Source organism: Streptomyces sp. NPDC102259 (genome assembly GCF_044766465.1).
In the GTDB taxonomy this organism is placed as follows: Bacteria; Actinomycetota; Actinomycetes; order Streptomycetales; family Streptomycetaceae; genus Streptomyces.
Genome location: NZ_JBIWMA010000002.1, coordinates 923228 through 934351, shown reverse-complemented (window position 1 = coordinate 934351; position 11124 = coordinate 923228). Strand labels below are relative to the sequence as shown.

Here is an 11124-nt window from a genome sequence, read left to right as displayed (position 1 = left end):
TCGCCGATCCTCTACTACGGCGACGAGATCGGCATGGGCGACAACATCTGGCTCGGCGACCGCGACGCCGTCCGCACCCCCATGCAGTGGACACCGGACCGCAACGCAGGGTTCTCCTCCTGCGACCCGGGCCGGCTGTCCCTTCCCGTGATCATGGATCCCGTCTACGGCTACCAGGTCACCAACGTCGAGGCGTCGATGTCGTCGCCCTCCTCGCTGCTGCACTGGACCCGGCGAATGATCGAGATCCGCAAGCAGAACCCCGCCTTCGGCCTCGGCACCTACACCGAACTCCAGTCCTCCAACCCGGCCGTCCTCGCCTTCCTTCGCGAGGCCCCCCTGGCGGCGGACGGAGGGGACGACGTGGTGCTGTGCGTGCACAACTTCTCGCGCTCCGCGCAGCCCACCGAACTGGACCTGCGCCGGTTCGACGGCCGCTATCCCGTCGAGCTGTTCGGCGGGGTCCGCTTTCCGGCCATCGGCGAACTGCCCTACCTGCTCACCCTCGCGGGACACGGCTTCTATTGGTTCCGGCTCACCAGAGCCGCGTCCCGGATCGGCCGCCGCCCGTGAGCGAGCGCCAGGGAAAGGATGGGTCACCGTGACGAAGACCGCACCCCTGCGACCGAGCAGCGCGAGCGGCGTCCGCTCCGTCGGGCCGCTCGCCGCGCTCTTGTGCGAGTGGCTGCCGCGGCAGCGCTGGTTCGCCGGCAAGGACCGGCCCCTCACCGACCTGCGCATGCTGTCGATGACCGAGCTGTACCCGGGCTGCCTTCATCTGCTCGTGCACGCCGACCAGTCGGGCGTCCCGACTCCCGGGGGCACTCCCCCGGCCGGCGACTGCTACCAGCTGCTCCTCGGCCTCCAGGAACACCTGTCGCCGCGTCTGGGACGGGCGCTGATCGGCAGGGTGGAGAGCGGGCCGCTGGCCGGACTGACGGTCCATGACGCGCTGCAGGACCCCCGGTCGGCGCATCTGCTCCTGGAGCGGATGCGGCACCCCGGCACGCTGGGCCCGCTGTGCTTCGAGTCCGACCCTTCCGTGTCGCTGCCCGCCGGGCTCGCCCCGCGGCTGCTGGAGGCCGAACAGTCCAACACCTCGCTGGTGTACGGGGACGCCTTCATCCTGAAGATCTTCCGGCGTATCCAGCCCGGGGTGAACCCCGATCTGGAGGTGCCGGTCGCGCTGGCCGGGCAGGGGTGCGGGCGGGTGCCCGCACCCGTGGCCTGGTTCCGCACGACGCATCCGCAGGAGGCCACCCTCGGCGTGCTCCAGCCGTTCCTGCCCGACGCGTCGGACGGCTGGACGCTGGCGCTGCGGGCCCTCGCCCGCGGGGAGGACTTCACGGCGGAGGCCGAGGAGCTGGGGCGGGCCACGGCGGACGTCCACCTCGCGCTGGCCGCGGCGCTGCCCGCCGGTCCGGACGCGGAGGACGGGCGGACGGCCGCGGCGATGACCGAGCGGCTGGAGGCGGCCGCGCACCACGTGCCGGCGCTGCGCCCGTTCGTGCCGGGCCTCACCACCGCCTTCGGCGCGCTCTCCGTGTGCGACGCCGGCCCGCCCGCCCAGCGCATCCACGGGGACCTGCACCTCGGGCAGGTCCTGCGCGCCGGGCGCGACTGGTTCGTCATCGACTTCGAGGGCGAGCCGTCCCGTCCGCTGGCCGAGCGCCGCAGTGCCCACTCCCCGGTGCGGGACATCGCCGGGATGCTGCGCTCGTTCGACTACGCCGCCCGCCAGCGCCGTCCGTGGCGGCCGGAGTGGGCGCGCCGCTGCCGGGAGGCCTACTGCGCCGGCTATGCGGCCCGCGCGGGCTGGGACCCCCGCAAGAAGCATGCCCTGTTGCGTGCCTACGAGACGGACCGAGCCGTGTACGAAGTGCTGTACGAGGCCCGTAACCGTCCCGACTGGCTGCTCGTACCCATGGCGGCGATCGAACGACTCGCCGTCCGAGGAGGCTGACCCCTGTGGCCCTGCGTGACACCTCTCCGCCCGAGTCGGCCGGCCCGCGCCCCCGCACGGCGCCCGCGCTCGATCCGGCCGACCGCGGGCGCCTGCTCGCGGGCGCCCACCACGATCCGCACGCCCTGCTGGGCGCGCACGCGGTGCCGGGCGGGATCGTCTTCCGGGCCCTGCGGCCCTTCGCGGACGCCGTGAGTGTGGTGATCGACGGTGACCCCACCCCGCTCGTCTCGGAGGGCGACGGTCTGTTCTCCGTCCTCCTGCCGCTCGACACGGTGCCCGCGTACACGCTGCTCGTGTCGTACGAGGGCGCCGAGCACAAGGCCGACGACCCCTACCGTTTCCTGCCGGCCCTCGGCGACCTGGATCTGCACCTCATCCGTGAGGGACGGCACGAGGAGCTGTGGAAGGCGCTCGGCGCGGAGCCGATGGCCCACCAGGGGGTGATCGGCACCCGGTTCACGGTGTGGGCGCCGAACGCCCAGGGGGTGCGTGTCGCCGGGGACTTCTGTTTCTGGGACGGAACCGCCTTCCCGATGCGGTCCCTCGGTTCGTCCGGGGTGTGGGAACTGTTCCTGCCCGGGATCGGCGAGGGCGCCCGGTACAAGTTCGAGATCACCTCGCGTCACGGCCACCGCTTCCTCAAGGCCGACCCGATGGCCCGGCGGGCGGAGGTGCCGCCGGACACCGCGTCGATCGTCCATGCCTCGCACTACGAGTGGGCGGACGAGGAGTGGATGGCGCACCGGGGCGACGTCCCCGTGCACGTGGCGCCGTTCTCCGTGTACGAGGTCCATCTGCCCTCCTGGCGACCGGGATTGACGTTCCGTCAACTCGCAGAGGAGCTGCCGCCGTACGTCAACGACCTCGGTTTCACCCATGTGGAGTTCATGCCGGTCGCCCACCATCCGTTCTCGGGTTCCTGGGGCTACCAGGTCACCGGGTTCTACGCGCCGGCCTCCCGGCTGGGCACGCCCGACGACTTCAAGTTCCTCGTGGACGCCCTGCACCGGGCCGGGATCGGCGTGATCGTGGACTGGGTGCCGGCGCACTTCCCCAAGGACGACTGGGCGCTGGGCCGGTTCGACGGTGAGCCGCTGTACGAGCCCGGTGACTCGCGCCGGGCCGAGCATCCGGACTGGGGGACGTACGAGTTCGACTTCGGACGCGTCGAGGTGCGCAACTTCCTGGTGGCGAACGCCACTTACTGGTGCGAGGAGTTCCACGTCGACGGGCTGCGGGTGGACGCCGTCGCCTCCATGCTCTACCTCGACTATTCGCGGGACTCCGGCCAGTGGTCGCCCAATGTGTTCGGCGGCCGGGAGGACCTGGACGCGATGGCGTTCCTCCAGGAGATGAACGCGACGGTGTACCGCCGCAACCCGGGGGTCGTGACGATCGCGGAGGAGTCCACCGCCTGGGAAGGGGTCACCCGGCCGACCGACAGCGGCGGTCTGGGTTTCGGACTGAAGTGGAACATGGGCTGGATGCATGACTCGCTGGAGTACATCGGCAAGGAGCCGGTGCACCGCAAGTACCACCACAACGAGATGACCTTCTCGATGGTGTACGCCTACAGCGAGAACTACGTGCTGCCCATCTCCCACGACGAGGTCGTGCACGGCAAGCAGGCGCTCGTCTCCAAGATGCCCGGCGACTGGTGGCAGCGGCGCGCCACCCACCGCGCCTACCTGGGGTTCATGTGGGCCCACCCCGGCAAGCAGCTCCTCTTCATGGGCCAGGAGTTCGCCCAGGGAGCGGAGTGGTCCGAGTCCCACGGCCCCGAGTGGTGGCTGCTGGACCCGGGATACGCGTCCGCGGGTGATCACCGGGGGGTGCGGGACCTGGTGCGGGCGCTCAACACGGTCTACCGGGCCACCCCGGCCCTGTGGGAGCGGGACACCGATCCGGCCGGTTTCCGGTGGGTGGTCGGCGACGCCGCGGAGGACAACGTCTTCGCCTTCCTCCGCCACGACGCCCACGGCGCTCCGCTCCTCGCCGTCAGCAACTTCTCGCCGGTCGTGCGCCACGACTACCGGCTCGCCGTGCCCGACGGGGCGCCGGCCTGGCGCGAGCTGCTCAACACCGACGCCGAGTGCTACGGCGGCAGCGGAGTCGTCCACCCCGCACCCGTCGCGGTGCGGGACGGGGAGATCGCTCTCACCCTGCCGCCCCTGGCCACGATGTGGCTGGCGCCGTCGTCCGTGTGAACAGCCCCGGACGGGGCATTCGGGTGCGTACCACCCGCCAGAGAGAGGCCGCATCCCGTGCGCACCGTCGGAGTGGAGGAAGAACTCCTCCTGGTCGATCCGGAAACCGGGGAGCCCCAAGCCCTGTCCGCCGCAGTCCTCGCCCGCGCCTCCCGGCGCGGGGCGGAGGAGGACGTCTTCGAGAAGGAACTGCACAACCAGATGCTCGAGTTCAACACCCACCCGCAGTCGGGCATGGGCGAACTCGGCGCGGAGATCGTCCGCATACGCGGGGAGGCGGCCCGGCACGCGCGGGAGGCAGGGTGCGCGGTCGCCGCGCTCGCCACGTCCCCGCTGCCGGTGCGCCCGTCCGTCAGCATGAACCGGCGCTACCAGTGGATGGCGGAGCAGTTCGGCATCGCGACGCGTGAGCAGCTGGTGTGCGGCTGCCATGTCCATGTGTCCGTCGACTCGGACGAGGAGGGCGTCGCGGTCGTCGACCGGATCCGGCCCTGGTTGTCGGTGCTGACGGCACTGAGTGCCAACTCGCCGTTCTGGCAGGGCCTGGAGACGAACTACAGCAGTTACCGCAGCAGGGTGTGGCAGCGGTGGCCGTCGGCCGGTCCGACGGAGCTGTTCGGGTCGGCGGACCGGTACCACCGGCGGGTGGCGGACATGGTGGCCACCGGCACGATCCTCGACGAGGGCATGGTCTACTTCGATGCCCGGCTGTCGGCGCGCTATCCGACGGTGGAGGTGCGGGTGGCGGACGTCTGTCTGCACGCGGACACCGCCGTGCTGATCGCCACGCTGGTGCGGGGGCTCGTCGAGACGGCGGCGCGTGACGCGGAGGCCGGCCAGGAGCCGCTGGACCACAGCGTGAGCCTGCTCCGGCTGGCCGGCTGGCGGGCGGCCCGCTCGGGGCTCACCGAGGACCTGCTGCATCCCGTGACCCTGCGGCCCATGCCCGCCGAGACGGTCGTGGGCGCTCTGCTGGAGCATGTCGAGGACGCGCTGGCCGACAGCGGCGACCTGGAGCGGGCCCGCGTGTCCTGCGCCGAACTGCTGCGGCGCGGCAACGGTTCCCGGATCCAGCGCGAGGTGTGGGAGAGCAGCGGCAGTCTGCGTGAGGTGGTCACCACCTGTGTGGCGCACACCCAGGCCTGAGGCCGCCCCCGCCCAGGCCTGAGGCTGCCCCCCCGTTCCGCCGCGGTGCCCGGTTAGCGCATCAGAACGATCGCGTACGCCTCCGCGGGCGGGGTCGGGATTGACGTGATTCATGTTCTCCGAGTCCCCCCGGAGCGCCGTCTTGACGAGCGGTGGGCCGTCGGGAGCGCCGGGCGCCGCCAGAACGAGATCATCAACGCGGATTACTTATTCGTTCCAGGCCACAACCGGTCCCACCTGGGCTAGATTCGACCACCGTCGATGACTGTTCTCGTCGGCGGAGTCACAGTCCGTACACCTCAGGAGCAGCGCATGCGCGACTTCGCCCTCGCTCCCCCCGCCACCACTCCCCTGACCGGAGGGCTCGCCGACACCGTCTTCGAGACAGCCGCCCGCACTCCCACCCTCCCCGTGCTCTCGCGCCGTCCGAACGGCGCCTCCGCCGACTGGGAGGAGGTCACGGCCGTCGAGCTGCGGGACGAGGTGGTCGACCTGGCGAAGGGATTCGTGGCGTCCGGGATCTCGCCCGGCCACCGCGTCGCGATCATGGCGCGTACCCGGTACGAGTGGACGGTCCTGTGTCACGCGCTGTGGGCGGTGGGCGCCGAGGTCGTCCCCGTCTATCCGACGTCGTCGCGCGAGCAGGTCGAGTGGATCCTGCGGGACGCGAACTGTGTGGGCGTCGTCGTCGAGGACGAACAGAGCGTCATGACCGTGGGATCGGTGTGCGCGGCCCTGCCCTCGCTGCGCAACGTCTGGCAGTTGGACGCCGGGGCCTTCGAACAGCTCGCGCAGCGCGGCGAGTTGGTGCCGATCACCACGGTGGACTCGCTGCGCCGGATCGTGCTGCCCGACTCCACCGCGGTGATCGCCTACACCTCCGGCACCTCGGGCCGTCCCCTGGGCTGCGCGCTCAGTCACCGCAGCCTGGCCAGCCCCTGCGACACGCTGCTGGCCGGCTGGGGACACACGGCCGCACCCCCCGGCCGGCAGCCGAGCGTCCTCGCCTTCCTGCCGTTCTCCCACGTGTACGGGCTGATGATCCAGGGCCTGTGTCTGCGCGGCGGCATCCTCATGGGCCACCAACCCGACATCAGCGCGGAGGCGCTCGCGGAGTCGCTGCGCACCTTCCGTCCGACGTATCTGTACGCGGTGCCGTCGGTGTTCGAGAAGATCTACAAGAACTTCCTGCGGGCGGCCCAGGAGGCCGGTCGCGGCGCCCTGTTCGAGCGGGCGGCGGAGACGGCCCGGGACTTCGCGGCCGCCGTCGAACGGCAGCGGCTGGGCCGCGGCTCGGGGCCCGGTTTCGACCTGCGGCTCCAGCACGCCGTGTTCGAGCGGACGGTGTACCGCAGACTCCGGGCGGCGCTCGGCGGCCGCGTCCACCGCGCCACCTCGGGCGGCTCCCCGCTCCACCGCGATCTGTCCCTCTTCTACGAGGGCATCGGCATCTATGTGCACGACGGGTACGGCCTGACCGAGACCGGCGGCGGGATCACGATGCAGCCGCTCGGCCGGGAGAAGTCGGGCACCGTCGGACAGGCCCTGCCGGGCGTGGACATCCGGGTGGCCGACGACGGGGAGATCCTGGTGCGCGGTCCGTCGGTGTTCCAGGGCTACGTCAACGACGACGCCGCGACGCGGGCCGCGCTGTGGGGTGGCTGGCTGGCCACGGGCGACCTGGGGTTCCTGGACTCCGACGGCTACCTCACGATCACCGGCCGCAAGAAGGACGTCATCATCACCAGCAGCGGCAAGAGCGTGGCTCCGGCCTCGCTGGAGCAGCGGTTGCGGATGCATCCGCTCGTCCACCAGGCCGTGGTCGTGGGTGACAACCGGCCCTGCGTGGGCGCGCTGATCACCCTGGACCCCGACTTCCTGGCGCACTGGCGCGGGAACCTGATGCTGCACGGCGACACCCAGAGCCGGGAGGCCCGCGAGGAGAACGCCCTGCGGGAGGAGGTCGGACGGGCGGTGGCCGCCGCCAACAGCACGGTGTCCCGCTCGGAGTCGATCCGCGCGTTCCGTATCCTGCCGCAGCCGTTCGACCAGACCAACGGCCTGCTGACGCCCTCGATGAAGCTGCGTCGCGACTCGATCGTGGCGCACTACGCGGCGGAGATCGAGGCGATGTACCAGGCCCGGGCGCGGCCGCCCCGGCAGAGCGCACCGGAGGAGGTGCTGGGCTGGGACGACGCCGACGACGTGTTCCGGTGAGCCGGACGGCCGGACTCGAGACCGGGAGGGGGCCGAGGCCGGGCACGCTGCGTGGTCGACGTGCCGCGGAGGCGTGTGGCGCCGCGCCCATATGCCGTCGGATGACGGACGCGTAGCCTGGGAGCCCTCGGGAACCCTGTAGGGGCGACGCCAGAGAGCCGTACGAGAAAGGACGACGGTCCCGGACTCGAGGGACCGCACTGACGACATGGCAACCGAGCCGCGTGGAAACGACGCACTGTCCTCCTGGGCGATTCCCAGCCGTACAGCCCGCTTCGCGGGGGAACCTCAGGACGTGACGGGTGCCAGGCTGGCCACGGAGGAGTTCCTCCATGAGCTGGCCCGCACCGTGCCGCCCACGGCACCGGAGTGCTGGCACGACATCGTGCTGATCGTGACGGAGCTGGCGGCCAACGCCGTCCAGTACGCGCCGGGCCCCTTCGAACTGTGCCTGCGCCCCACCTTCGACGGGGTGCACGTGACGGTCCACGACACCAACGGCAGTCCGCCGTCCCCCCGGCCGTTCCACCCCGACAGCGGGGGTGGCGGTATCGGCTGGTACCTGGTGCACACCCTGTGCAGTCAGGTCAGCGTGGTGTCGAACGAGCCGGGGCAGGACGAGGGGAAGGACGTGCACGTCTTCCTGCCGTGGTGACCCGTCGGGCCGTCGAGGGCGGGACGGGGAGTCCCGCGCGTCCCCTCAGAGCGGTCGGTCGGTGGTCCGGATCGGCATGAACACACTGATCGTCTTCCCGCCGCCGGCCCGTTTCCCGATGTCGACGTCCTGGGCCAGGCGGACGACCAGCGGCCAGCCGTAGCCGCCCACCCGGTGGCCGACCGGACGCGAGCCCGGACCGCCCACCGCCGCTGGCGCCGCGTCGCTGTAGTCGTGCACGGCCACCCGGACCCCGTCCCGCACCGGCGTCATCTCGAAGCCCGCCAGCCCGCCGCCGTGCCGGAGGGCGTTGGCCACCAGCTCCGAGACGACGAGCAGCAGGTCGATGACGTCCTCCTCGCGCGCCGGCCGGGCGGAGTGGTTCCACCGGGCGTCCACCACGGCGCGGGCGTGGGCCCGGGCGGCCGCGGAGTTCTTCACCGAAGTCCCCGGCGTCGCCCGGACGGGCGCCGAGCGCGCGGGCGCGAGTCCCTCTTCCCTCATACCGATGGCGTTCCCCGTGGTATCAGCCGGCGGTAGTGGTCACCGACGGCGGTGAGGTACGCCGGGTCCGTCGTCTCGCTGTCGGTGTGGAAGCGGGGCGCTTCCTTGACCTCGTCCCCGGTACAGCCCAGGGTCACCTTGCGGTCCGCGTGGTCGACGCCCGTCACGACGCCCACCGGGACGACGGCGCTCCTGCCGAACAGCCACACTCCCGTGTCGACGACCAGGTGCCGCATTCCGTGCGGGTCGGCCTCGCGTTCCACGTGGCCGAGGGTGCCGTCGGCAGTCAGGACGGCGTAGTCGGTCAGGTCCCGTTCCTCGGCGTGTCCACTGTCCGGCGTGTACGACCAGATTCCGTCGATGGTCACACTGCTCCCTTCTCGCGCTCCACAGCTGCCATTACCCGCCCTTGACGCCCGCATTCAAGGGATGTCTGTCCGTTCCTGACCGAAGAGAGCGGGTATCGGCATCCGCTGGAAAAGTCTGTGCGAAACAACTGGCATGAGATCCGGAACCCGGGGCAGACGGACTCCGTCATCGACCAGCTCGACGAACGGAGTGAGCGGCATGAATGCCGTGACGGCACACGCAACGACGGCCACGGCAGTGCGGGCGGGCACGGAGAGCCCGCGAGGAGGGGTTCCGCTCATCGAGATGCCCACCCAGGTGAGCCCGAAGGACGCGCGGGAGCTCTCGCGCCGTTTCTTCGACCGGCTGGCCGTCGTGGAAGAGGGCACCCACGAATACCAGTACGTGCGCAACACCCTGATCGAGATGAACCTCTCCCTGGTGCGGTACGCGGCCTCCCGCTTCCGCGGCCGGGGCGACTCCATGGAGGACATCGTCCAGGTCGGCACGATCGGGCTGATCAAGGCCATCGACCGGTTCGAGCTGACCCGCGAGGTCGAGTTCACCTCGTTCGCCATTCCGTACATCGTCGGCGAGATCAAGAGATTCTTCCGGGACACGAGCTGGGCCGTGCACGTGCCGCGCCGGCTCCAGGAGGCACGGGTCGAACTGGCCAAGGCCACGGAGGAGTTGCAGACGCGGCTGGGCCGCATGCCCACCACGCGTGAGCTGTCGCAGCTGATGTCGCTCTCGGAGGAGGAGGTCATCGAGGCGCGCAAGGCGTCCAACGGCTACACGTCCGCCTCCCTCGACGCGGCCCTGACCTCCGACGGCGGCGCGGACGGCGAGTCCGTGCTGGCCGACTTCCTCGGCGCCGAGGAGCCGGCGCTGGAGCTGGTGGAGGACTTCCACTCGCTGGCACCGCTCATCGCCGAGCTCGACGACCGGGAGCGGCGGATCATCCACATGCGGTTCGTCGAGGAGCGGACGCAGGCGGAGATCGGCAAGGAGCTCGGCATCTCCCAGATGCATGTGTCACGGCTGATCAGCCGCATGGTGCAGCGGCTGCGGACCGGCCTGCTGGGGGCCGAGATCGCCTGATCCCAGGGTCCGGTCACGACTTTGCCCGGGACGGCTTCTGCCGTCCCGGGCAAAGCCGTGCGTGTACCCCGTTTCCGTTCGTGCATGCACGGTGACCGTCTTCTGGAATTCCTGTGTGCGTAAAGTAAGTGAGGCTTTGTTGCACCGCGCTCCAGTGGGTTAGCCTGCGGCGGATTTCTCTCATCGCGCACATCCGTGAACTGCGGAAATCCACGCACGACATGCGGGACCGTCCACCCGGGCGGCCCGGTTCCGAGTCCCCGCCCGGGGGCTCCTGGGGAGCGGAACGAGGGTAGGCATGACCAGCAACGCGACCGAGTCCTTGGACACGGTTCCCGGCGACCACGAGCTCAGGCAGCTCCTGGCCGGCCTGACGGCCGTACGGGACGGGGACTTCGGTACCCGGTTGCCCACCGACGGCGACGGCCTGCTGGGTGACATCGCCACCGTTTTCAACGGCATGGTCGACCAGCTGTCCGTCTTCACCTCCGAGGTCACCCGGGTGGCCCGGGAGGTGGGCACGGAGGGCACTCTGGGCGGTCAGGCAGAGGTGCCCGGGGTCTCCGGGACCTGGGCCGACCTGACGGACTCCGTGAACGCCATGGCGGGCAACCTGACGACCCAGGTGCGCGACATCGCCCAGGTGGCGACCGCGGTCGCCAAGGGCGACCTCTCGCAGAAGATCGACGTGCCGGCCCGGGGCGAGATCCTTCAGCTGAAGGAGACCGTCAACACGATGGTCGACCAGCTGTCCGCCTTCGCCGACGAGGTCACCCGCGTCGCCCGCGAGGTCGGCACCGAAGGACGCCTGGGCGGCCAGGCGCAGGTGCCCGGGGTCGCGGGGGTGTGGCGGGACCTCACCGACTCGGTCAACTTCATGGCCGGAAACCTCACCAACCAGGTCCGCAACGTCGCCCAGGTGACGACGGCGGTGGCCAAGGGCGACCTCTCCCAGAAGATCACCGTCGACGCCCGCGGCG

Annotated in this window: 10 protein-coding genes; 8 read left to right on the top strand and 2 right to left on the bottom strand. The window is 70.9% G+C overall.

What is annotated here, in order from left to right:
• From ACIRPU_RS08740 to ACIRPU_RS08715, 6 genes are all read left to right on the top strand, one after another.
• A partial coding sequence (locus ACIRPU_RS08740; protein ID WP_403863494.1) for an alpha-glucosidase C-terminal domain-containing protein occupies positions 1-573 on the top strand: 573 nt, incomplete at its 5' end.
• A 28-nt stretch (positions 574-601) separates the two neighbouring features.
• Positions 602-1963, top strand: coding sequence for a maltokinase (locus ACIRPU_RS08735; protein ID WP_403863491.1), 1362 nt, complete (start codon positions 602-604; stop codon positions 1961-1963).
• A gap of 5 nt (positions 1964-1968) precedes the next feature.
• The gene (gene glgB, locus ACIRPU_RS08730) at positions 1969-4173 is read left to right on the top strand and encodes a 1,4-alpha-glucan branching enzyme (protein ID WP_403863488.1); all 2205 of its coding nucleotides are present in this window, start codon (positions 1969-1971) and stop codon (positions 4171-4173) included.
• Positions 4174-4230: 57 nt separating this feature from the next.
• Complete coding sequence (locus ACIRPU_RS08725; RefSeq protein ID WP_403863485.1) at positions 4231-5319, top strand: glutamate--cysteine ligase; 1089 nt, start codon at positions 4231-4233, stop codon at positions 5317-5319.
• 312 nt (positions 5320-5631) lie between these two features.
• A complete protein-coding gene (locus tag ACIRPU_RS08720) occupies positions 5632-7536 on the top strand; it encodes an AMP-dependent synthetase/ligase (RefSeq protein ID WP_403863482.1) in 1905 nt (634 codons plus the stop codon).
• Between the two features lie 208 nt (positions 7537-7744).
• On the top strand, positions 7745-8191 hold the full coding sequence (locus ACIRPU_RS08715) for an ATP-binding protein (protein WP_403863479.1): 447 nt from the start codon (positions 7745-7747) through the stop codon (positions 8189-8191).
• A 45-nt stretch (positions 8192-8236) separates the two neighbouring features.
• Here ACIRPU_RS08715 and ACIRPU_RS08710 read toward each other — a convergent pair whose 3' ends face one another.
• Together ACIRPU_RS08710 and ACIRPU_RS08705 are read right to left on the bottom strand one after the other, a co-directional pair.
• Positions 8237-8695, bottom strand: a complete 459-nt coding sequence (locus ACIRPU_RS08710; RefSeq protein WP_403863476.1) for an ATP-binding protein — start codon at positions 8693-8695, stop codon at positions 8237-8239.
• Positions 8692-9063 carry a PRC-barrel domain containing protein gene (locus tag ACIRPU_RS08705; protein WP_403863474.1) on the bottom strand — a complete coding sequence of 124 codons (372 nt, stop codon included), beginning with the start codon at positions 9061-9063 and terminating at the stop codon, positions 8692-8694. Before ACIRPU_RS08705 ends, ACIRPU_RS08710 begins: the two co-directional genes overlap by 4 nt.
• Positions 9064-9262: 199 nt before the next feature.
• On the opposite strand from ACIRPU_RS08705, the gene ACIRPU_RS08700 reads away from it, so the two are divergent.
• Together ACIRPU_RS08700 and ACIRPU_RS08695 are read left to right on the top strand one after the other, a co-directional pair.
• Positions 9263-10144: an RNA polymerase sigma factor SigF gene (locus ACIRPU_RS08700; RefSeq protein WP_403863471.1), complete on the top strand. Its 882-nt coding sequence runs from the start codon at positions 9263-9265 to the stop codon at positions 10142-10144.
• Between the two features lie 298 nt (positions 10145-10442).
• A partial coding sequence (locus ACIRPU_RS08695; RefSeq protein ID WP_403863468.1) for a HAMP domain-containing protein occupies positions 10443-11124 on the top strand: 682 nt, incomplete at its 3' end.

Coding starts and splice junctions, on each gene's coding strand:
- ACIRPU_RS08710 (WP_403863476.1), bottom strand. CDS start 8,695: ATGAGGGAAGAGGGACTCGCGCCCGCGCGCTCGGCGCCCGTCCGGGCG.
- ACIRPU_RS08720 (WP_403863482.1), top strand. CDS start 5,632: ATGCGCGACTTCGCCCTCGCTCCCCCCGCCACCACTCCCCTGACCGGA.
- ACIRPU_RS08700 (WP_403863471.1), top strand. CDS start 9,263: ATGAATGCCGTGACGGCACACGCAACGACGGCCACGGCAGTGCGGGCG.
- ACIRPU_RS08715 (WP_403863479.1), top strand. CDS start 7,745: ATGGCAACCGAGCCGCGTGGAAACGACGCACTGTCCTCCTGGGCGATT.